18 protein-coding genes are annotated in these 24,289 nt (G+C 50.4%); 17 read left to right on the forward strand and 1 reads right to left on the reverse strand.

All coding sequences use genetic code 11. The features are described from left to right. Nucleotides 1–9 precede the first annotated feature (9 nt). From Q7T66_RS07225 to Q7T66_RS07305, 17 genes are all read left to right on the forward strand, one after another. The gene (locus tag Q7T66_RS07225; protein WP_304932655.1) at nt 10–777 is read left to right on the forward strand and encodes an SDR family oxidoreductase; all 768 of its coding nucleotides are present in this window, start codon (nt 10–12) and stop codon (nt 775–777) included. Beyond that, complete coding sequence (locus tag Q7T66_RS07230; protein ID WP_304932656.1) at nt 774–1,232, forward strand: nuclear transport factor 2 family protein; 459 nt, start codon at nt 774–776, stop codon at nt 1,230–1,232. The genes Q7T66_RS07225 and Q7T66_RS07230 overlap by 4 nt, the downstream gene beginning before the upstream one ends. A gap of 330 nt (nt 1,233–1,562) precedes the next feature. Continuing rightward, on the forward strand, nt 1,563–3,824 hold the full coding sequence (locus tag Q7T66_RS07235; protein WP_370691619.1) for a TonB-dependent receptor: 2,262 nt from the start codon (nt 1,563–1,565) through the stop codon (nt 3,822–3,824). Continuing rightward, a complete protein-coding gene (locus Q7T66_RS07240; RefSeq protein WP_304932657.1) occupies nt 3,824–4,957 on the forward strand; it encodes a PepSY domain-containing protein in 1,134 nt (377 codons plus the stop codon). The genes Q7T66_RS07235 and Q7T66_RS07240 overlap by 1 nt, the downstream gene beginning before the upstream one ends. A gap of 17 nt (nt 4,958–4,974) precedes the next feature. Continuing rightward, nucleotides 4,975–5,487: a sigma-70 family RNA polymerase sigma factor gene (locus Q7T66_RS07245; protein ID WP_304932658.1), complete on the forward strand. Its 513-nt coding sequence runs from the start codon at nt 4,975–4,977 to the stop codon at nt 5,485–5,487. A gap of 11 nt (nt 5,488–5,498) precedes the next feature. After that, nucleotides 5,499–6,512 carry a FecR domain-containing protein gene (locus tag Q7T66_RS07250; protein WP_304932659.1) on the forward strand — a complete coding sequence of 338 codons (1,014 nt, stop codon included), beginning with the start codon at nt 5,499–5,501 and terminating at the stop codon, nt 6,510–6,512. Between the two features lie 152 nt (nt 6,513–6,664). Continuing rightward, nucleotides 6,665–9,118 (forward strand): TonB-dependent receptor, encoded by a 2,454-nt coding sequence (locus tag Q7T66_RS07255; protein WP_304932660.1) that lies wholly within the window; start codon nt 6,665–6,667, stop codon nt 9,116–9,118. A gap of 222 nt (nt 9,119–9,340) precedes the next feature. Further along, the gene (locus tag Q7T66_RS07260) at nt 9,341–9,850 is read left to right on the forward strand and encodes a sigma-70 family RNA polymerase sigma factor (protein ID WP_304932661.1); all 510 of its coding nucleotides are present in this window, start codon (nt 9,341–9,343) and stop codon (nt 9,848–9,850) included. Continuing rightward, entirely contained in the window at nt 9,847–10,836 is a 990-nt protein-coding gene (locus Q7T66_RS07265) for a FecR domain-containing protein (protein ID WP_304932662.1), read from the forward strand. Before Q7T66_RS07260 ends, Q7T66_RS07265 begins: the two co-directional genes overlap by 4 nt. Nucleotides 10,837–10,942: 106 nt before the next feature. Beyond that, nucleotides 10,943–13,429: a TonB-dependent receptor gene (locus Q7T66_RS07270; RefSeq protein WP_304932663.1), complete on the forward strand. Its 2,487-nt coding sequence runs from the start codon at nt 10,943–10,945 to the stop codon at nt 13,427–13,429. 205 nt (nt 13,430–13,634) lie between these two features. Beyond that, on the forward strand, nt 13,635–13,835 hold the full coding sequence (locus Q7T66_RS07275) for a hypothetical protein (RefSeq protein ID WP_304932664.1): 201 nt from the start codon (nt 13,635–13,637) through the stop codon (nt 13,833–13,835). A gap of 426 nt (nt 13,836–14,261) precedes the next feature. Then, nucleotides 14,262–14,753: a chemotaxis protein CheW gene (locus Q7T66_RS07280; protein ID WP_304932665.1), complete on the forward strand. Its 492-nt coding sequence runs from the start codon at nt 14,262–14,264 to the stop codon at nt 14,751–14,753. Between the two features lie 37 nt (nt 14,754–14,790). Then, nucleotides 14,791–16,488 (forward strand): methyl-accepting chemotaxis protein, encoded by a 1,698-nt coding sequence (locus Q7T66_RS07285; protein ID WP_304932666.1) that lies wholly within the window; start codon nt 14,791–14,793, stop codon nt 16,486–16,488. A gap of 409 nt (nt 16,489–16,897) precedes the next feature. Next, nucleotides 16,898–20,359, forward strand: a complete 3,462-nt coding sequence (locus Q7T66_RS07290) for a response regulator (protein ID WP_304932667.1) — start codon at nt 16,898–16,900, stop codon at nt 20,357–20,359. Further along, nucleotides 20,359–21,180 carry a protein-glutamate O-methyltransferase CheR gene (locus tag Q7T66_RS07295; RefSeq protein ID WP_304932668.1) on the forward strand — a complete coding sequence of 274 codons (822 nt, stop codon included), beginning with the start codon at nt 20,359–20,361 and terminating at the stop codon, nt 21,178–21,180. The genes Q7T66_RS07290 and Q7T66_RS07295 overlap by 1 nt, the downstream gene beginning before the upstream one ends. A 2-nt stretch (nt 21,181–21,182) precedes the next feature. Further along, complete coding sequence (locus Q7T66_RS07300; protein WP_304932669.1) at nt 21,183–21,779, forward strand: chemotaxis protein CheB; 597 nt, start codon at nt 21,183–21,185, stop codon at nt 21,777–21,779. A 2-nt stretch (nt 21,780–21,781) separates the two neighbouring features. Then, nucleotides 21,782–22,942, forward strand: a complete 1,161-nt coding sequence (locus Q7T66_RS07305; protein WP_304932670.1) for a hybrid sensor histidine kinase/response regulator — start codon at nt 21,782–21,784, stop codon at nt 22,940–22,942. A gap of 125 nt (nt 22,943–23,067) precedes the next feature. Here Q7T66_RS07305 and hmpA read toward each other — a convergent pair whose 3' ends face one another. After that, complete coding sequence (hmpA, locus tag Q7T66_RS07310) at nt 23,068–24,264, reverse strand: NO-inducible flavohemoprotein (protein ID WP_304932671.1); 1,197 nt, start codon at nt 24,262–24,264, stop codon at nt 23,068–23,070. Nucleotides 24,265–24,289 lie beyond the last annotated feature (25 nt).

The raw sequence follows: 24,289 nt of genomic DNA on the forward strand, positions 1-24,289 counted from the left end.
GAGCACTCCATGAATCCTCGCATCACAGATTGGCATAATAAACGCGTCTGGATCGTTGGCGCATCCACCGGCATAGGTGCAGAAACTGCGCGAATGCTGCTAGACAAAGGCGCATGCGTTGCGCTTTCTGCGCGACGCACAGAGATGCTGAACGAGATCGCCAACGGCAACCCAAACGCATTGGTCGCAGCGATGGACGTCACTGATCACGCAACGGTGTTGGCAGCGCGCGATGCGATCTTGCAGCAATGGGATGGCTTCGATTTGATCTTGCTAGTGGCGGGCAGCTATCAGGAAATGCGTGCAGATAGCTTCGACCTTGCTATCGCTAATCAAATGATCGATCTGAACTTGCGTGGCGTCTTGAATTGTCTGGACACCGTACTGCCAAATTTAATCGCGCAAGGTAAAGGCGGTATTGGTATTGTCGCCTCAGTCGTCGGATTTAGCGGCTTGCCGAAAGCGTTGATTTACGGCCCGACCAAGGCTGCCTTGATCAATCTGTGTGAATCACTTTATCTAGACCTGCATCCACGCGGCATCGCGGTACATTTGATCACACCGGGATTTGTAGATACACCGTTGACGCAAAAAAATGACTTCCCTATGCCTGCGTTGATGTCAGGCACGGATGCGGCGCAAGCGTTGGTGCACGGACTGGAAAGAGGACAATTTCATATACACTTTCCACGGCGTTTTACAAACTTCTTGCGCTTGCTCCGATTGCTACCCTACCGCATGTACTTCTGGTTGATCCACAAAGGCACAGGACTATGAGTGACTCCACAAACCCGACACCAGATCACACCGCTGCACTCGAACGCCTCGTACTTTTTTTTGAAACGCTGACCGTCGAATCGGCGCAAACACAACTGTCGAACATTTACGCGGCAGATGCCAGCTTCAAAGATCCGTTCAACGAAGTCCGTGGGCTGACTGCTATCACGCCGTTATTCACACACATGTTCGTGCAGGTGGAGAATCCACGCTTCGTGATCGACACGCACATCCTGCAAGGTAATCAGGCATTTATTACTTGGGATTTTCTATTCCACATGAAACGCTACGCACGCGACGAACAATGCATACGCGGCGCAACGCAATTGCGCTTCAATGACGCAGGGTTGGTCGAAATGCATAGAGATTTTTGGGACGCCGCGGAAGAGCTTTATGAAAAGTTGCCAGTACTCGGTAGCTTGATGCGCGCACTGAAAAAGATCGCACGCAAGTAAATTGGTGCTCCACCATTTGCGTCAAACATTCTCAGCGCCTACTGTTTAAGTTTGTATTTTTAGCAATTTCGCGTACTCCCATCAGCACTGCGAACACTTTTCAATAGCTGAGTTGCAATAACTCCAGCCGTCGAACGAGTGCTATCTCGCCCCGCCCTAAATAGACTTCGCTTCTGCCTACCACTTTCCCCTATTTGCAACGCTCAACGCAGTCTTGTATTGCGAGAGCGATCCTGCTCAAACTATAATGAGAACAATTCGTATTTGTATTAACTTCTTGCAATAGTTCCCTCATAACGTCCCCGCCAGAACGGCACCAAAGGAAATTCCATGTCTTCCCACAATTCATCCCCAATTTTCAAACAGACATTGCTCGCATGCGCATTGCAAGCCGCACTGCCTATGCTGACTGGAGCCGCTTTGTTGACGAGTGGTGCTGCATTTGCGCAAACTGCCGATCCAACGAAAACCACGGAGCTGGCCGAGATTGTTGTTACTTCAAGTGCGGATGCTTCTGCGGAAGGTTTGTCGAAACCGTATGCGGGTGGCCAGGTTGCACGTGGTGGGCGGGCTGGTATTTTGGGTACGCAAGACAATATGGATACGCCCTTTTCCATTACCAGCTATACCAATGAGTTCATTCAAAATCAACAAGCACGTAGTGTGGGCGATGTACTCCAAAGTGATCCATCGGTTCGCGTAGCACGGGGTTTTGGTAATTTCCAAGAGTCTTACTTTATTCGTGGCTTTATCGTTAATTCGGACGATATTGCGTACAACGGTTTATATGGCCTATTACCAAGACAATATATTTCTTCTGAATTGTTTGAACGCGTTGAGGTTCTCAAAGGAGCAAGTGGATTCCTTACTGGCGCAACTCCAAGTGGTGGCGGTGTTGGTGGCAACATCAACTTGTTGCCGAAACGCGCACCGAATGAACCCCTGACTCGTGTAAGTATCGGCACAGCCAGTGGATCGCAATTTTATGCTTCCGGTGACATTGCAAGGCGGTTTGGTCCGAATCAAGAAACCGGTATTCGCATTAATGCGGCACACAGAAGTGGGGGCACTGCGGTTGATCGTGAACACGTCGAACTCAACGTCGTATCAGTAGGCTTAGATTGGCATAGCAGGGATGTACGCTTATCCGCTGATATTGGTCATCAAGAACACTCACTAAATGAATCTCGTCCCAATGTCACTCCGGCTGCTGGTTTAACTAGTATCCCTGCCCCCGCCAACAACAAAACCAATTTCGCGCAGCCTTGGACTTACTCTGACGAACGAGAAACATTTGGCTCGTTCCGAGGCGAATATGACATCAATGCTAAAACTACTGCGTGGTTTGCGGCCGGAGCAAAAGAAAGTTACGAAGCAAACTCTTTAGCAGGAGTTAACTTAAGTAATTCAACCACAGGTGCAGGTACTGCTTCGCGATTCGATAATACCCGTGAAGATAGTGTAAAAACCGCAGAATTTGGCTTACGTTCAAAAGTCACGACAGGTTCAGTTGGCCATGAATTGGTTGCTGCATTTTCATATTTTGATTTTGAAAAGAAAAATGCATATGCAACAGGCGCTGCCTCGGCAACAAATATTTATAATCCAATAAGCTTTGCTCGCCCAGCATTAAGCAGTTTCGGCAATGATTTAGCAAACCCGGCATTGAACGGAACCACGACGTTAAAGAGTTTGGCAATTGGCGACACTATGTCGTTCTATGAAGACAAGGTTCGTCTAACCTTAGGCGTACGTCATCAAAATCTTGAATCTACATCCATCAGCTATCGCACCGTAAACGGTCTTGGCGTTGTGACTGGGCCGGGCGGCGTAACAAGTGGGTATGAGAAAAGCCGCAACAGCCCAGTTTTAGGTTTGGTTATCAAGCCCTCAGAAAACATATCTGTCTACGCAAACTACATTGAGAGTCTCGCACAAGGCGACACTGCACCGACTACATCAGGTGGCGTAACTATTTCAAATCCTGGAACACAGTTTGCCCCTTACGTTTCAAAGCAAAAAGAAATCGGACTGAAATATGATGCTGGCCGATTCGGCGCAAATATCGCTGCATTTTCAACGGAAAAACCTCGCTCCGCGGTTATTGGAAACGTATTCACCGCAGAAGGAAAAGATCGCCATCAAGGCGTGGAATTGTCTGTGTATGGTGAAGCAACCAAAGGTTTGAAACTTTTGGGTGGAGTAACATTTTTGGATGCTAAGCAACTTGCTACCGGCAATGCTAATTTAGACGGCAAACGAGTCATCGGTACTCCAAGTTCACAAGCTAGCTTAGGTGCAGAATGGGATGTTCCAGGGCTGCAAGGACTCACTTTGGATGCCCGCACTACGGCAACCGGCGCTGTTTACGCGAATGCGGCAAATACTCAAAAGGTTTCAGGCTGGGCCAGACTTGATGTCGGTGCAAGATACTTGACCGAAGTCCAAGGTCGCTTATTGACACTTCGTGCTCGCGTCGACAATGTAACTGATCGTGACTACTGGTCATCAGTAGGTGGATATCCAGGTAGCGGTTATATGGTTCTCAGCAATCCACGCACGTTTACTTTGACAGCTTCCATCGACTTCTAATGAACACAGCAAGCCTGCGCCGCTGGGCATGGATCCATAAATGGACCAGCCTGGTGTGCACCATATTCATGCTGCTGCTCTGCCTAACAGGGCTGCCGCTGATCTTCCATCACGAGATCGGGCATCTGCTCGGCACTGAGGTAGAAGCGCCGGAGATGGCGGCTGATGCTCCGCGTATCAGCATGGACAAGGTGATGGAAGTCGCAAAGGCGCGGCATCCTGGCCTGGTCGGCATGTTTGCTTCGCAGGAAGCCGATGACGATCGCGTCTGGTTTGTTACGCTGTCGACCTCACCTACCTCGGAAGTCGGGATGAAGCAGGTTGCCGTCGATGCGCGTACTGGCGAGGCATTGGCCGAACCAAAGCTGGATGAAGGCTTCATTTACATCATGTTCAAGCTGCATGTGGATTTGTTTGCCGGTTTGCCGGGCATGCTGTTCCTCGGCTTCATGGGTATTCTGCTCATCGTTGCGATTATTTCCGGCATCGTGTTGTATGGCCCATTCATGAAAAAGCTGAAGTTCGGCACTGTGCGCGACCAGCGTTCATCGCGCTTGAAATGGCTGGACCTGCACAATCTTTTGGGCATTGTCACGCTATCGTGGTTGTTGGTCGTTGGCGCAACCGGCGTCATCAATACCTGGGCCGATCTACTAGTCAAATACTGGCAGTACGATCAGATGTCTGAGATGGTCGCGCCCTACAAGGGAAAGCCGCCGTTGACTGAATTAGGTTCTCTGCAAAACGCAGTCGATGCAGCCATTGCGCTGGAGCCGAGCATGAAAATGGGATTCATCGCATTCCCCGGCACCACTTTCAGCAGCCCCCATCACTACGGCATTTTCATGCGTGGCACTGAGCCATTGACCTCACGTCTTTTCAAACCAGTACTAGTCGATGCGCAGACCAGTGAAGTGACGGACAGTCGCGTATTGCCGTGGTACTTAACCGCATTGCTCGTATCACAGCCACTACACTTTGGCGATTACGGCGGCATGCCGATGAAGATCATCTGGACCCTCTTCGACTTGATGACGATCGTCGTTCTGGGCAGCGGATTGTATTTATGGTTCGTGCGACGCAAGACTAATCAATCTCGAATGGAAAAACTGATTCAGGCGCATCAAGCTTAAATACCAGCAAATTATTCATGTCGACTACTCATACGCCAATGCAAGAACTGGAACTTCTCTACAGCAATCATCACGGATGGCTGGTAGGTTTTCTGCGTCGCAAACTGGGAAATGTCGACAATGCCAATGATCTGGCGCAGGACACTTTTGCTCGGATACTTACCGCGCGCGACAGCGATGTGATTCGCGAACCGCGTGCCTACCTCACCACGATTGCTTCTCGCCTGACTGCACAATACTTTCGCCGACTTGCATTGGAGCGCGCCTATCTGGATGCGTTGGCAGGCATGCCGGAAGAGACATCACCGTCACCTGAAACTCGTATGCTCGTCGTCGAAGCACTCACGGCAATCAGTCGCGTACTTGATGGTTTGTCGCCTCGCGTGCGCGATATTTTTCTACTGTCGCAACTCGATGGATTAACGTACGCAGAGATAGCTACGCAGTTCGACATGTCCGTGAATGCAGTACAAAAATCCATGATCAGAGCTTTTCAACATTGCTATGCCGCAGTCTACGCACCACAATAAATATTCATACCATGGCATCTCATACTCTATTCACAAAGCTATCTGACACGAGCGGGCACATCGATCCAGCCATCGTCAAACAGGCGATAGCCTGGTTAGTTACACTGCAATCGGGCGGGGCGAATGATGCGGAACGACGCGCATGCGCGACATGGCGCAAGGCTGATCCAGCACATGAACAAGCATGGCAACGATTGAATATGCTCGGGCAAGATTTACGCAGTGGCAGTAATCACGTAACACCACCATTACTTCGCTCAGTCTTGCGAAATGCGGATGGCAACACACGCCGCATGGTCTTGCGATCACTCGTCGGTCTTGGTGTCATCGCTGGCAGCGCAGTCGTTATACGCAAACAAGCAGTATGGCAAACCGCAACAGCAGATCATCACACCAACACCGGCGAACAACGCAATATCGTGCTGACAGATGGCACACGCGTCATGCTCAACACTGCAACAGCGATCGATGTGCGTTTCGATAATAATCTGCGCCAAATTGTGTTGCATAGCGGCGAGATCATGGTGACAACAGCAAAAGACATTACTGGCAGACCGTTTGAAGTTGCGACCAATAATGGCAGCATTCGTCCTATTGGCACGCGCTTTACGGTCAGACACAATCTTTTGAATAGCCCATCTACCACCGCCGTTGCAGTGATGGAGGGTGCAGTCAACGTCGCAGCATCCAGTGGCGATACTTTACGCGTCAACGCTGGCGAGCAAACACGCTTCACTGCAATGTCGGTTTTGACACCATTTACTTTGGATGACGCCATCGCAGCATGGACCGACGGCGTGCTGGTGGTAGAGCGGATGCGACTGGCTGAATTTGTAAACGAACTTGACCGCTATCGCAAAGGCGTATTGCGCTGCGATTCGGCAGTGGCAGACCTCTTGGTCAGCGGCTCCTACCCTTTGCATGATACCGACGCAGTGCTCGGATTATTAAGCGAAACCTTGCCCTTGAAAATCAGTCATCTGACACGCTATTGGACAACCATCGAAGCCAGTAAAAAAACTTGAAGCGCCGCGTCAATAATTTACCCACATGCTTAGTTAAGCAGCCAAAAAATATTTTCAAATACGAAGGCAGGTTTCCAGAACTCGTGCATCAACAGAAATAGAGGCGCTGCAAACAGAGCGCCGCATTTCCAGCCCGATTAAAAGGAACCAAGATGCCCCACCAGTTCAAGCACGATGCAGGCATGCATCGTCACCCAGCCATGACCATCACACCAATCGCCCATGCCGCACGCCTCGCGCTGTGCAGTGCGTTGCTGGTTAGTACCGCCTTTGTACCGGCGATGGCGCAAAACACTCCTGATGCAGCTGTTCGTTCAGAAGCTGCCCGTCAATACAATATTCCTGCAGGCTCGCTGGACCAAGTACTCGGTCGCTTTGGTCGCGAAGCCGGTGCACTGGTCGCGATTGATCCTGAACTGACGGCAGGTGAGCAAAGCTCCGGCCTCAAAGGTAGTTATTCGGTAAGCGGCGGCCTGGATGCAATTCTTGGCACACATCGTTTGGAAGCCGTGCCAGGTACGAATGGTGGTTATCGTCTGCGTCGCGTTGCCCCTGGTGTCAGCACACTGCCTGCAGTAACTGTTTCTGGCGTAGCGACAACCGATTTACCAGCAGTTTATGCGGGTGGACAAATTGCGCGTGGCGGCAGCCTGGGATTGTTGGGCACACAGAACGTAATGGATACCCCATTCAGCACTGTCAACTACACCGCTGAACTATTGGAAGACCAGCAAGCCCGCACACTGGCTGACGTTGTTGTGAATGATGCATCCGTGCGTATGACGACTGGTGGTGGTGGCTTCGACGATACCTTCCAAATTCGCGGTTATGCCGTAGGTGCAGGAGACGTTGGCCTTAACGGCCTCTACGGTCTGATCTCTTCGAGCCGTGTGCCAGCACAAATAGTAGAACGCGCCGAATTACTAAAGGGACCAGGCGCACTAGTAAACGGTATGCCACCCGGCGGTAGTGTCGGCGGTAGTATCAACACCGTTACAAAACGCGCGAACGATACCCCACTCACGCGTCTCACAACTACCTATCAAAGCGAATCCAACTTTACTTTGCACTTGGACACGGGGCGACGCTTCGGTGAAGACAACGCTTGGGGCATTCGCTTCAATGGATTAGCACGCGATGGTGAGGGAAGCGTCAATGGCAATGACCAAAAAAGCACGCTAGGCGCGGTTGCTTTAGATTATCGTGGCAGCAAGTTACGCTGGTCGCTCGACGTGATCGATCAACGCGACGACACTGACAACTACCGTCCTCAAATCAGTCTTTCCAGCGTAACTGGTGTTATTCCAGCACCGCCAGACGCGCGTACAAATTTCTTCCCCGGCACATCGCTGCAACAAACTGATTCAACCATAGCAACACGAGTTGATTACGACTTTAACGACTCATTGAGCGGTTTCGCTGCAATCGGCTACCGCGATGGGCATAACGAACAAATTTTCCCAACCACAACTGCTGTGCTCGCAAACGGGAACTTCGACGCAACTAGTTCTTTTTATGACTCTTACAGCAAAACCCGCAGCGCCGCCGCCGGCCTGCGCTGGCGCTTTGATACAGCAAGCGTTAAGCACAATATTTCAATCGGTGTAAACCAACTTTGGCAAGAAACAGGCAATGCCTCACTGGGTCAACCCGGGACCGTTGCGTCCAACATTTACAGACCGGTACCGATTCTTCCTGTCACTGTCTTCCGGCGCGCTCCTGGCAGAGCTTCCGATACCACACTCAGCAGCTTCGCAATCTCGGACACCATGTCATTCGCAAACGACCGAGTATTGTTAACAGTCGGCGCTCGTGATCAGACTGTAGATGCAAAAAGCTGGACCCCAGCGACTAGCGTGCCGGGTACACCTTATAAGGCCAGCTCCATTACTCCAATCGGGGCTGTTGTGTTCAAGCCCGTTGAAAATGTTTCTCTGTATGCAAATTACACAGCGGGTCTATCTCGAGGGGCCGTTGTCGGCACGGGCTTCAACAATACCGGTTCGGTACTTGCACCTTTTAAATCAAAGCAATATGAAGGTGGTGTCAAAGTAGATTGGGGCCGTTTCACGACCACTGCCGCGGTCTACCAAATTACTCGTCCAGCTATCCAGAACGACACTACGACAACGCCTCTGCCAACCCGCGGTTATTTTGGCGAGCAACGCAATCGCGGTTTGGAACTGACAACCTATGGCGAACTGCAACGCGGCTTGCGCGGCATGGCTAGCATCGCTTTTGTCGAACCAAAGCTGACAAGCACACCAAATGGAGCAAATCAAGGTAACGATGCGGCTGGGGTACCAGATACTACTGCAAGCGCCAGCCTAGATTGGGACACCCCATGGGTCTCAGGCTTGGCACTCAACACCCGCGTAATTTACACCTCAGGTTCGTTTCTAACGACAACGAATACTCAGAAGTTTGATAGTTGGACTCGTTATGACATCGGCGCTCGTTACCGCAGTTCGGTAGGCAATAAACCAGTTGTTTTCCGCGCCAATATCGAGAATCTGTTCGACAAAAATTATTGGCTCACAACAGGTACATATGTTGCTGTCGGCTCGCCACGCACATTGGTCTTGTCTGCATCGATCGACTTCTAAAATCGTCTGCATTAGTTTTACTTAATGCCTTCTTTTCTTAACTGGAAAAGAAGGCATTTTTATGTACGCCAGCTACAACTCTCAACATCACCAATCATTGACGATGGCACGATCCCAATGCATAATGAGAACAATTCTCAACAAAGCCCAGCCAGCACACCCATCGCGGATTGCAAGCCAGCTTGATGATGCCGCTCAGGCATCGCATTTCTGGAGCATGTCGTGCACGCCGCAATTCCTTCCGATCCTGTCGCACAGTTATACAGCGAGCATCATGGCTGGCTCTTGGGCTGGCTACGTCGCAAATTGAATTCCGCCGATCATGCGGCTGATCTTGCTCAAGATACTTTTGTCCGCTTGCTCACCGTTCCGGCAGAACGTACCGCATTCAATCTACGCGAACCGCGCGCCTATTTGACTACCGTTGCGCAACGACTGGTGATCGATCATTACCGTCGGCAATCGCTTGAACAGGCATGGCTGGATACGCTGGCCTTGATGCCCGAGCCGATGACGCCATCACTGGAAGAGCGCCTAATCATTTTGGAAATGTTGCACAAGGTCGATGCGATGCTAGATGGCTTAGCGCCAAGGGTACGCAGCACCTTTTTGCTATCCCAGCTGGAAGGTCTCGGTTATGCGGCGATTGCCACGCGTCTGCACATTAGCGAACGGACAGTTAAGCGCTATATGGCACAGGCGTTCGAACAATGCATTTTGCTCATCGCATGAATCCCACCATCGATACTCTTGCCATGCCGGTCGATCCGCAAGCAGCACGCGAAGCTGCGCACTGGTTGATGCGACTTCACTCTGGCCAGCCCAATGACGACGATAAACAGGAATGTCTAGCGTGGCGAGCGCGCCATCCTAAACATGAAATCGCATGGCAACGCGCAGAGCTGGTGAGTCGTACTTTTGGCATGATTCCCTCTTCGCTCGGTATGCCGACGCTGGATCGCCCCACTTCGTTTGATCGCCGTGCCTCACTTAAAACACTGGCACTACTGATTGCTGGCGGACCGATGGTCTGGGCGGCTTATCGCACACAACCATGGCAGGAATGGCTAGCCAGCGCGCAAACAGCGACTGGGGAAATTCGGCAGATGACGCTTAGCGATGGCACGCGCATCGCATTGAATACCGATAGCGCCATTGACGTTGTTTTCGACGAATCGACACGTCTGATCAAGTTGCACCTTGGTGAAGTTCATATCGAAACTGCAGCTGATACTGCACCGCACTATCGGCCATTTATCGTGCAATCAGCCAGTGGCACTGCACGTGCACTCGGCACACGTTTTACCGTACGGCAGGAAGACAAACTATTTTTTGCAAAAACACATGTCGCCGTAACCGAAGGGGCGGTTGAGCTGAGGCCAGCGGATGCACGACTCGCATTACGTGTGATCAAGGCTGGTGAGCAAGGAAGTTTTGATCGCGATGGTAGCGATGAGATCACTTCTATCGAACTACAAGCGGATGCATGGGTAGATGGCATCCTCTTTGCAGAAAACACCCGACTCGCTGATATCGTGCCGCAGATCGCACGCTACCGCAGCGGTGTCCTGCGCTGCGATCCAGCAATTGCAGACCTGCGCGTTTCCGGCGCGTTTCAACTAAAAGATACCGACAATATCCTCGCGCTGCTGCAACAATCGTTGCCGATCCGTATACGCAAACATACAAACTATTGGGTCATGCTGGAACCAGCCTGACTAAAAATAAATCACAAACTACCTCTTTAACGTGTCCCTTTTTCAAAAACGCTTCGTCAGATTAAACAGGACCAGAACAATCTGATCAATCGAAAGGGAAAGTTTCATGTCGCAAGCAACTCGCCGCATTACGCCGGCACCAACGCTCACACTCCGACCTTCTGCACGTGCCGTTCGTCATGTATTGACGCTGATGCTGGCCGCAAGCTGCATCGCAGGATTTGATGCGCATCAAGCACACGCTGCTGAAGCAAATGAAATTACCAACACGCGCAGCTACAACATCAGCGCTGGCGCATTGAGTCCGGCCTTATCCTCTTTTGCAGCAAAAGCTGGTGTCAGCATTTCTGCTGAAGCCTCACTGCTGGCCGGTCTGACAAGCAAGGGCTTACAAGGCAATTATTCATTGCAAGAAGGTTTTAATCGCTTGCTGGAAGGCAGCGGTTTGGAGGCCGTGTCGCAAGGAAGTGGCAACTACACCGTGCGCAAACTGCCGGCGAATAATGCTACGACCTTGCCAACCATCACGGCGACTGCTGCTAATACTGCCGTAAGTGAAGGTAGCAATTCTTATACAACTGGCAGCATGAGTACAGCCACCGGACTATCCTTGTCGCAACGACAAACGCCGCAGTCCATCAGCATCGTGTCGCGCCAGCAGATGGATGATTTTGGCCTGACCACTTTGCAGGACGTAGCGCAGGTAACGCCAGGTATTTACAGCAAGGGACAGGGCGTCAGCGAGCAGGAAATGACTTATTACTCGCGCGGCTTTGCGATGAACCATGTGAATGTCGATGGCCTGGCGCTGGATGTCACCGGCTTTAATGAACGCAATGTGTCGGCCGACATGATCATGTACGACCGCGTGGAAGTGGTACGTGGCGCTACCGGTTTGATGGAAGGGGCTGGCGCGCCGGCCGGCAGCATCAATCTGATACGCAAGCGCCCGGTTGCGTCGCCTCTTTTCAATGCCTCGGCCAGCATAGGTTCGTGGAACAGCAAACAACTGACGGTCGATGCCAGCCGCGCATTGAATGAAGCGGCGACTCTGCGCGGCCGCGTTGCCGCAAGCTGGAGTGACAGCGAGAGCTTCGTCGATGTGGTCAACACCAAGAACGGCACGCTGTACGGGATAGTCGAAGCGGACCTGACACCGGACACGACGCTTGGTCTTGGCTTTTCCCTGCAGCGCACGCGCAACGATGGCATCTCCATCGGTCTGCCTACGTATGCCGATGGACGCCACATGAATCTGCCGCGCTCGACTTTCCTCAACGAGGCGAATTCTTTTATAAATCGCGACAACGATGTGCTGTTTGCAGATCTTGAAACTCGGCTTGCAGGCGGCTGGCGCAGCAAATTTTCGATCTCCCACATCAATGCAGAATCCGATTCGCGCTATACCAATAACAACCGCATCCTGGGACAAGCATTTACATTCAACAAGTCAGAAACTGGCTGGGCATACAGCACGCAACAAGTGATTGCTGACATGCGCGTGAGCGGTCCGATTGAATTATTCGGACGCCAGCACGAGCTACTGCTTGGCGCCAGTTATCGCAACGATGATTCCGACGCCAGTCAGACATGGAGATCGGGAGGGAACCAGGCTTTCGATATCAATAACTGGAATCCCTATTCCTACATATCAAATGGCAGTCCTGCAGCACCGTACAACTGGGGCAGAAAAACCAAGGAAAAAGGCTTGTACGCAAGCGGCAATTTCAGCCTGGCCGAACCCTTGCATTTGATTGCGGGTGCTCGCGTAGGTTGGTACACCCAGGATGTCACCGGATGGTACGGCACCACACCGACCTGGCGCCGCGGCCTGGAAGAAAATGCAAAAATCATTCCTTATCTCGGGCTGGTATACGACCTCGACAAACAGCATTCCGTGTATGCCAGCTGGACACAGATTTTTCAGCCGCAAAGCTCCATGGACGTCAACGGCAATACGCTGGATCCAATGTCGGGGACCAATTATGAAATTGGTGTGAAAGGCGAATATTTTGGTGGCAAGCTCAACACCAGCGCAGCGCTGTTCCGTATAGAGCAAAGCAATCGCGCCATACGTGACGAACAGAACTGCCCGACGAGTGGCGCAATTTCCTGCTCGCGCGCAGCCGGCGAAATCCTCAGTGAGGGTGTAGAACTGGAATTGTCCGGCGCGCTTACACCGCGCTGGCAGATTGCCGGTGGCTACACTTATGTGATGGCGACCTTCACCAAGGACGGCAATCCCAACAATATTGGCAAACGCGCGGCCACCGATGAACCGCGCCATCTGTTCAAGTTGTATACCAACTATCGTTTGCCGGGCGCGCTGGAAAAATGGAATGTAGGCGCTTCCGTCTATTCACAAAACAGGATCTATCGCAATGACGCCACTTACAACACGGAGCAAGGCACCTATGCGATCTTCGGTTTGACGGCCGGTTACAAGGTCAGCGAAAACCTTCAACTACGATTAAATATCGACAACGTATTTGACCGCACTTATTACTCGGCGCTGGGCTATACGTGGTCGGGCGGACTGGAACGCTACGGCGCACCACGCAGCGCACTTCTTACGTTGAATTACAAAATGTAATCGTCTAATTGATGGAGCCGTTCCCGCTAAAGCCGGAACGGTTTTTTTATAACGTGACATCATGTGCTTGCCGCTATTTTTTTGCGCACCACGAAAGTTGATCGTGATAACTGCGTTGCTCGATCGTGCATTCTGCAAAAGACAGGTTTCGATGGCTACGACAAAGGCCGTTACAATACAAATTCGCGTCCTTTAAAATCCCGCCATGACAAATAACTCAACTACCCGCAGCAACTTCTGGTTCGTCTGGCGCGCACCGATCATTCTGGCAATCCTGACAGTATTCGGCTTGCTCGCAGCTTTGCTGGAAACCGGCGCGTGGCATTGGGCGGCGTGGCTTGCGCTTGCTGCGCCGATTGTTGTCGGTCTGTGGTTCAGCTTCAAGCGCTCTTCTCAACGCCCTTAAAAAGTCAACGTGCGTGATGTACGCGAACTTTTTACATATCAAAATCTACTACGCAATATCAATTTTCCCTGCAGTAAATATATCCATCCCATTCGCCTTGGCTTCATCAAGCAACACTATTTGATCATCCTCATAAACTCGCGATCACGCATAGGAACCTGCGCGAATACGCGCTGGCAATCCTGATTGTTACTTTGTGAATAATCCTAAAATTGGATTTTTATAACGTACTGCCAATAGGTCTTATGCTTTACAAATTAACAATTCTGCAAAGTTTTTTGCTTGCCAATTGTAAAAACTTGTCACATCCGTGGTTTTAAAGATGACACATTGGGCAAATTCATAGCCGACGAAATGAATGCTGACTATACTAAATCAAAGTTTCCTCAAGGAAACAAACCATTTCATTATTGATAAGGCCTTTTGATGAACCCGTCGCCACAATCCTCCAACACTTCCGCCGTTACTCCAGTTGAATTTCTTGCCTTTACACTTGGCAAGGAAGAATATGGAATCGACATCCAAAAAGTACAAGAGCTGCGTGGATACGATGCGGTTACGCGTATCGCCAATACTCCAGAGTTTATAAAGGGTGTCGTCAATCTGCGCGGCATCATCGTGCCGATTATCGATATGCGTATCAAGTTCAATCTCGGCACACCAGTCTACGACCAGTTCACGGTCGTGATCATTCTGAATATTGGGGGACGCATCATGGGGATGGTGGTCGATAGCGTATCTGACGTCATCACACTCACCAATGACCAACTCAAACCGGCGCCTCAAATGGGCTCCATCGTCGCAGACGATTACCTGATGGGGCTGGGCACTATTGACGAACGTATGCTGATTTTGCTGGATATAGACAAATTAATGAGCTCTACAGAAATGGGTTTGATCGAAAAACTTGCAGCATAAAACTAACGTCAATACTAACCATTACTACGGAAAAATCATGTTGAACAATCTATCAATCAAGCTGCGTTTGGTTCTGACCATGGCATTTATGGGTGTCATGCTCATAATCGGTGGCGCAATGGGTGTATTCGGTCTGCAAACTACAAATAACACTTTGAAGGATATTTACACCAATCAAATGCCGTCATCCAACGCGATCAACGTGATGACAACGCGACTGCTGCAAGCGCGCGCCGCGCTCAATCGCGTCGCGATGCGACCGGACGAAGCTAGTGCAGAAACTACCATCAAGCGTGCAGAAAATTTCTACACCCAATCGGACGACGAATGGAAAAAGTACTTGGCGCTGCCGGTAGAGAATGACGCAGAGAAAAAGCTGGCAGAAGAAGTCACCGCCAAGCGCCTCACTTACCTGCAAGTCGGCAATCAGCAATTGACTGCGGCGCTGCGCGAACATCGCGTGGATGAAGCCGAAGTTATTCTCTTGAACAAAATGTCCCCGCTCTTTCAGGATTTGTCTAAAAGCACAGATGCTCTGCTTACTCTCCAGATGGAAAACGCAGCAGCAGGTTACGCAAAAAGCCAGTCGCTGTTTGCACAATTTCGTCTGGCTGCCATCGCGGGCGTTTTATTCGGTCTGCTCGCAGTTGCGATCTCAGCCTTCTTCCTGATCCGCGCCATCAACCAGCCTTTGCAAGAAATGATGGTTCACTTCGACTCTATTGCAGCCGGTGACCTGACCAGCAATATCGAAGTCAAATCCAAAAATGAAATGGGTACCTTGATGCTCGGTCTGCAGAAAATGCAGGCGCGCCTAACCGATACCGTGTCGCAAGTGCGTGAAGGCAGCACCGCCATCAGTGCAGCGACGACACAGATCGCAGCCGGTAATCTGGACTTGTCCAGCCGCACTGAGCAACAAGCTGCATCACTGGAAGAAACCGCATCATCGATGGAAGAACTCACCTCCACCGTCAAGCAGAATGCTGACAATGCACGTCAGGCTAATCAGTTGGCAGTGACTGCGTCTTCGGTTGCAGTCAAAGGTGGCGCAGTTGTTTCTGATGTAGTTGATACGATGGATTCGATCAATACTTCTGCCAAGAAAATCGTCGACATCATTGGTGTCATCGATGGCATCGCCTTCCAGACCAACATCCTCGCGTTGAATGCAGCCGTTGAAGCAGCACGCGCTGGTGAACAAGGTCGTGGCTTTGCGGTGGTCGCTAGCGAAGTCAGAAATCTTGCACAACGCTCGGCAGCAGCAGCGAAAGAAATCAAATCCCTGATCGACGATTCAGTCACCAAGGTAGATGCCGGTAGCAAGCTGGTTGCACAAGCCGGTTCGACCATGACCGAAGTGGTCGATAGCGTCAGACACGTTACCGACATCATGGCGGAGATTTTGGCTGCGAGCCAAGAGCAAAGCGCAGGTATCGAGCAGGTCAATACCGCGATTGTGCAAATGGATGAAGTCACACAACAAAATGCCGCATTGGTTGAAGAAGCTGCAGCTGCAGCTGCATCACTCAACGATCAAGCTAGCAATTTGTCAGCGGTGGTCAGCGTATTCAAATTACACGGTCACACCAACAATCAACACATTAGCCCGCAAGCACGCTCTAAGACATTAGCAAGTCGCCCGGCGGCGCCAGCAAAGCGCAGTATTACGACAAGCACGCCGGCAAAAATCGCCAACAACAAAGACTCCGATGGCGACTGGGAACAGTTCTGATCTGAATAAGGAACACGCAAGTGTTCATTAAAAAAGAGACACAATAAAAAATCCGCTGCGGCGGATTTTTTAGTTTAACAAGTGTGCGCTTGAGTGAAGCTACAAACGGTTAGGACATTTATCAATGTGTAATTTTTACAACCATGATTGTCACGAATTAAATTTTCTGAGAGATCGAATGCCATTTCTCTGTGGAATAGATTGAGCTCGATTAAAGAGACGAAATGTAAATTTTACAGAAAGTGATATGAGCGATTCCACCATAGAACCTGATGACCATCATCGTCATATTCCCGGTCTGCCAAAGCTCCTGAAAAAAACCATGTTTTCCCTATAAACAGGTGCCAAGAGTTGTGCTCTATCAATTGATTTTGCATTAAACTTTCCCGTTTATGTTTTGGAAGAAGACATGCCAACCGCCCCTGCTATCGACCAAACCGGTTTTCGTCGTATCCTCATACGCAACATCACCTTGCCTTTGGCGGCTGGGGTCACCAGCGCGGCAATTTTTGTTGCGCTCATCTTTTATCTTATTTCCGTTCTCAATTGGGTCGAACATACCGAGCGCGTGATCGGCAATGCGAATGAAATAACAAAATTGTCCGTCGACATGGAGTCCGGCATACGCGGCTATGTCCTCTCCAACGATATCGCTTTTCTCGCCCCGTATGAAATAGCCAAGCCGAGAATCGCGGCAGAGATGCTTACTTTAAGCGAGCTAGTTCGTGACAATCCTGAACAAGTCGATAGGCTGCAACGCATCAAGGCAATGCAAATCCAATGGGATGAATTTGCACAAACCGCTATCAAGATGCGTCGCAACCAAGAAGATGCCGCCAGCTTTGTTGCAAGTGGTCGAGGCAAGCTGCAATTCGATGAAATTCGCAAGGAGTTCAGCGCCTTTCTGGAGTTCGAACAAAGACTGCGCAAAGAGCGTAATGAATCCGCAAAAAACGTTACGACAATCGTCGTCGCTCTGTATTTGACCATCAGTGTTTTACTAAGTGGATTGCTCGCTCTTTTTGGCCGACGCGAGTTGCTCGGTCTTACCACCACTTACAGCAGCGCACTCCTGCAACAACAACAACATGCGAGCTCATTGGAACAGCTCGCATGGCAACGTGCCGGTCAAGCGCAGTTGGGCGAACAAGGTATAGGCCAAATGGCATTGCCGCAACTTGGGCGTGCGGTGCTTGATTTTCTCGCGCGTTACATCGGCGCTTCTGTCGCCGCTCTTTATGTGCGCGAAGAAAACGGCAGCTTGCGACGGATCGCCAGTTTCGGTTTCAGCAGGGAAAGTGAATTTATTGAACAGTCTTTCGATCATGCAGAAAGCCTGGTTGGGCAAGCAGCGCTGAGCAAACGCATGATCCATCTGGATAACGTGCCAGAAAATTATTTGAAAGTGACTTCAGGCCTGGGCAATTCCAAGCCACGTAATGTCGTGATGCTGCCTATTAGTAATGATGGCGATATCAACGGCGTGGTTGAACTCGGATTTTTGCACACGCCGACTGAACGTGATCTGGATTTCTTGAAGATCGTCGCGCCAAGTTTGGGCATGGCGGTAGAAGCATCACTGTATCGTCGACGCCTGCAAGATGTCTTGGCTGAAACGCAGCAGCTCAATGAAGAACTGCAAGTGCAGCAAGAAGAATTGCGCACTGCAAATGAAGAGCTCGAAGAACAGTCCCGCGTACTGGAAGAGTCTCAAGTCAATCTGGAAAATCAAAAAGCGGAACTGGAACAAACCAATGAGCAATTGGCCAGCCAAGCCGTAGCCCTTGATCAAAAAAATGTCGCATTGAATGAAGTGCAAGGCGAACTGGAAGAGCGCGCGTTGGAACTGCAACGTGCAAGCAAATACAAATCCGAATTCCTGGCCAATATGTCGCACGAGTTGCGCACGCCACTGAATAGTTCGTTGATCCTTTCCAAATTATTGGCCGACAATCAAAAAGGTAATCTGGACGAAGAGCAGGTCAAGTTCGCCAATACGATTTACTCGGCAGGTAATGATCTGCTCAATCTGATCAACGACATTCTGGATATTTCCAAGGTTGAAGCAGGCAAGCTTGATCTGGAGCCGGAAGATATTCGTCTTTCTGCTTTGATCGAAGGCTTGAAAATGACTTTTGAACCTTTGGCCGGGCAAAAGCATTTGCAGTTCACAACGAGTATAGAAACGACTGCACCACAAACGATGTTTGTCGATCGTCAGCGCATAGAACAAATCATCAAAAATCTGTTGTCGAATGCAATTAAATTTACCGAAGCCGGCCACGTCACACTGACCGTCTCAGGAAAACAAGATGGTCACATTGCTTTCGCTGTAACTGATTCTGGTATAGGCATTTCGCCTGACCAGCAAGAAAGCATCTTCGAAGCCTTCCGCCAAGCCGATGGCACCACCAGTCGCCGTTATGGTGGCACCGGTTTGGGTCTTTCGATTTCACGCGACCTTGCAGCATTATTAGGCGGTTCTATTTCCATCTGCAGCACACCTGGCAAAGGTAGCACCTTCACCTTGCTACTTCCGACCAAAGCCACGGCAAGCGTACCTGTGATCACACATACCACTGTGACGCCACCAGCCAGCTTTACGTCGGAGGTTGTTACAACACCTGTGCCCGTTTCTGTCGTTGTGCCTACATTCCCTGATGATCGGGATAATGACAAACATAGCGCGCGTACGGTATTGGTGATCGAAGACGAAATTGCGTTCGCCCATATTCTGTACGATCTTGCGCACGAGATGCAGTATCGCTGCCTGGTATCGCACGGCGCGGTCGACGGTTTGCAAACTGCAATGCGTTATGTACCCGACGCTATTTTGCTCGACATGGGTTTGCCTGACGGTTCTGGCATGAGCCTTTTGCAGCAGTTGAAGACAGAGCCTAAAACACGTCATATTCCAGTGCATATTGTTTCTGCATCAGACAGAAGCGAGGTTGCCCTGCAGATGGGCGCCATCGGCTATGTGACAAAACCAACTTCACGTGAACAACTGAAGCAAGTCTTCCAAAAACTGGAAAGCAAATTCTCGCAAAAGATGAAGCACATCCTGCTGGTTGAGGATGATGCGCGCCAACGTGAAAGCGTGGTGCAACTCATCAGCGATGCTGACGTAGATATTACCGCGGTTGCAAGTGGCGAAGAAGCAATGGCGCTGTTGCGCACGACCGTATTCGACTGCATGATCATCGATCTGAAGCTCCCTGACATTCAGGGTGAAGAACTATTGCAAAGAATGTCTTCGGAAGAGATCTGCTCCTTCCCGCCTGTGATCGTTTATACCGGCCGCAATTTGACGCGCGACGAAGAAGCCAATCTGCTCAAGTACTCGCGCTCCATCATTATCAAAGGTGCGCGTTCGCCAGAACGTTTGCTGGATGAAGTCACGCTCTTCCTGCACAAGGTTGAATCCGAATTATCGGTTGAACGCCAAAGCATGCTGAAGACCTTGCGTAGCCGCGATCGCGTATTCGAAGGACGTCGCATCCTGATTGTTGACGATGATGTGCGCAACATCTTTGCATTAACCAGCGCCTTGGAACAGAAAGGCGCGGTGATCGAAATCGGTCGTAACGGCTTTGAAGCGATTGAGAAGCTGGATCAAACCCCAGAGATCGATCTGGTATTGATGGACGTGATGATGCCTGGCATGGATGGGTTGGAAGCAACGCGTCGCATCCGTAGCGATCCGCGTTTCCAGAAGTTGCCTATCATCGCCATCACTGCCAAAGCGATGAAAGACGATCAAGAACAATGTCTGCAAGCCGGCACCTCTGATTACTTGGCCAAGCCAATTGATCTTGATCGTCTGTACTCGCTGGTAAGAGTCTGGATGCCAAATATGGAACGCCTGTAATGTCGGAATCCAGCAGCATTGATATCGAGTTACGTCTGTTGGTTGAGGCGATTTACCTCAAGTACAGCTATGACTTTCGTAACTATTCCGGCGCTTCGCAGAAGCGTCGGGTGCTGCATGCATTGCCGCAAATGGAATGTAATACGATCTCCGATTTGCAGGCGCGCGTACTGCATGATCCGAATGCCTTCATGCAGTTGCTGCAGTACCTGACGATTCCCGTAAGTGAGATGTTTCGCGACCCGTCGTATTACCTGGCATTGCGCCAGCAAGTTGTACCTTTCCTGAAAACGTATCCATCGCTAAAAATATGGATAGCAGGCTGCAGCACCGGCGAAGAAGTTTATTCGATGGCGATCATGCTGAAGGAAGAAGGCCTGCTTGATCGCAGCATCATTTATGCAACCGACATCAATCCGGTTTCTCTCGAGCGCGCGCGTAAAGGTGTTTTTGCACTCGACAGGATCAAGGAATACACCAGCAATTATCAAAAGGCTGGCGGCAAATCAACTTTCTCCGATTACTACACTGCAGCCTATGACGCGGCGCTGTTTGACCGCGCATTAGTGGAGAACGTCAGCTTTTCTGATCACAGTCTGGCAACTGACAGCGTATTTTCAGAAACCAATTTGGTGTGCTGCCGCAATGTCTTGATCTACTTCAATCGAAAACTGCAGGAACGTGCATTTGGACTCTTCCACGAATCCTTATGCCATCGAGGCTTTCTCGGCTTGGGTAGCAAGGAAAGCATAGAGTTCTCCGCATATACGAATCGCTTTGATCCACTGGACAAACCCCAGCGTATTTATCGCAAGAGTTAAACATGACGCAAACCTCAAGATCGAAAAGAGAAAGCGAAATAGCCGCCATTGCGATAGGTGCATCGGCTGGGGGCGTTGACGCATTGCTGAAAATTTTAGGCGGCTTGCCTGCTAATTATCGTTTACCTATCTTCGTTGTTTTGCATATACGCGATGACAGAGAAAGTCGTCTGGCTGCTGTATTTGAACAGCATGTTCAAATCCCTGTGCGTCAGGCAAGGGACAAGGAAGAAATCGAAGAAGGTGTGCTGTACTTTGCCGGTCCCGGTTATCACCTTTCAGTGGAACAGGATCGCAGCTTCTCACTGAGCGGCGAAGACCCTGTGCATTACTCGCGACCCGCGATCGACATCTTGATGAGTTCGGCGGCAGATGTGTACGGTTCTACGCTGGCTGGTTTCTTACTAACCGGCGCGAATCAAGATGGTGCGGAAGGCTTGGCAAACATACGGCAGGCAGGCGGTTTGACCGTCGTGCAAGATCCAGCCGAAGCCTTGATAGCCATCATGCCGCAGGCCGCCATAGACCGTCATCAACCGGATTTGATATTGCCCTTGCATGACATGCACACCTTATTAATCAAGCTGGGAACATCCTGAATATGCACGCCGAGAAACTTACCAAACTGTTGATCGTCGACGATTTGCCAGAAAACTTGATGGCACTGAATGAGATCATCAAGCAAAACGATCGCATCGTTTATCAAGCCATGTCTGGTGAAGATGCGTTGATGCTCTTGCTGCAACATGAATTTGCCTTGGCTATCTTGGATGTCACGATGCCAGGCATGGACGGCTTTGAGCTGGCGGAATTAATGCGCAGCACGGAAAAAACACGCCACATTCCTATCGTGTTTGTCAGTGCTGCCGGCAAGGAATTGAATTACGCGTTCAAAGGTTATGAAACCGGGGCTGTCGATTTTCTCCACAAGCCGCTGGATATTGCTGCGGTTAAAAGCAAGGTCAATGTTTTCGTGTCGCTTTACCAGCAACGCAATGAAGTAAAGCGCCAAGTCGAAGCACTGGAAAAGAGCCAACAAGAATTGCATGCAACGCAGATAGAACTGCAGCGCTCACTGCGTATGCGTGATGATTTCATGTCTATGGTGGCGCATGAATTACGTACCCCGCTGAATACTCTCTTTCTTGAAACGCAGATGCGCAAGATGCAATTGGAGAAATCCAATATGGAAGCATTCAACGAAGAAAAACTACAGCGCATGGTCGCGCGTGATGGTCGACAAATCCAAAGCATGATTCGCTTGATCGACGACATGGTCGATGTATCGCGCATACGCAGCGGCAAGCTGTCTATACGTCCTACCGAGACCGAACTGTCGGATCTCTTGCAACGCATCGTCAGCGATTTATCCCATCAAGCAGCTGCGGCTGGCGCAAGCATCATGCTCGACGCCGAGAAAATAGCCAACGGCACTTGGGATGAGTTTCGTGTCGAGCAAATCATCATCAATCTTTTGACGAACGCTCTACGCTACGGTGGTGGCAAGCCGGTTACTGTGACGCTGCAAGCCAACCCTGTCTACGCTGAAGTAACTGTGCGTGATCAGGGCAATGGCATTACCGCCGCCGATCAACATCGCATCTTTGAACCGTTCGAAAGAGCGGGCACCAAGACAGGTGCGGGGCTGGGCTTGGGCTTGTACATTGCGCGACAATTGGCAGAAGCGCATGGTGGCAGCCTGACCGTAGAAAGCACTTACGGCGAAGGCGCGGCGTTCACCTTACGACTGCCCTTCAATTAAAAAAGATTTTTCTATTCCGTCGAGCGCTCAGTAAAACCTCGTATTCAAAGATTTCTTTAGCTGCTTCACATAATGAAAAAGCTCCTATTTTTCAATAGGAGCTTTTTTCATTTCAGGTTCAACATTTACAGCAGGTGATCAAGCATATCCGGGCCAAACACCTCGCGATGGAGGCGAAACTCTGGCACACCTTTTTCAACCAGATCAGCCCACTGCGCCTGCATGAACGGCAATGGACCGCACATATAGATATTGGCTTTATTCACGTCCCATTGTGGCAGTTTTTTTAATTGCATTCTGCCGGCCAGACACGTCACACTGTCTTGATCAACTTCATCCTCTTCGTAAAACGTAACGCTATGCAGATTCGGCATCAGTGCAACTGCTTGTGCGATATCCGCTTGATGCGGATGATGACTTGCATTACGTGCAGCATGCGCGAAAATTACGCGCCGACCCGGCGACACTTTTGCAATACGGTTGAGCGCAGAAATCATCGGCGTAATGCCTACACCTGCGGACAACAACACAATCGGTCCATCGCTTTCCGTATCCGGCGTGAAATCACCAAAAGGTTTACTGGCAGGAATGACGCTGCCCACGACAACATTGTCATGCAACCAGTTCGATACCATGCCGGCTGTTTCCTTACCTGCGTCTTCACGTTTGACCGAAATGCGCAGATGTTGATGATCTGGCGTATCCGACAAACTGTACTGACGCAGTTGGCGCAAGCCGCTAGGCAGATGTACGGCAACGCTGATGTATTGACCAGGTTTGAATGTTGGCAATTTTCCTTCAACCGGCACCAAAGAAAACGACTTGATTTGATCGCTCTGTTGATCGATCGCGACCACGCGCATGTCGAATAAATCGCCGGGCTGCGTGCCTGCTGCTTTATACAATTTGTTTTCTTCATTGATCAATGCTTGTGCCAGCAAGCCATAAGCTTCAGCCCATGCAGCAATCAACTCCGGCGTTGCTGCATCACCTAGCACTTGCTTGATCGAAGCCAGCAAATGATGTCCAACGATAGGATAGTGTTCAGCCGTTACACCCAGAGAAACATGTTTGTGAACAATGCGCGAAATCACTGGCGCCAAGGCAGCCTGATTATCGATATTTGCCGCGTAGGCAAATACAGCGGAGGCCAGCGATTGCTGCTGAGAACCATTCGCCTGATTACCGGCATTGAAAATATTGTGTAATTGCGGATGCGCTTCGAACAGCGCTTTGTAAAACACTGTAGTGATGGCAAGCCCATGCTCACGCAAAACGGGGACGCTCGCATCGATATACGGACGGGATTCAGCAGATAACATTTTCACTCCTATGTAGCATTTATAA

This window comes from Herminiimonas sp. (assembly GCF_030655415.1).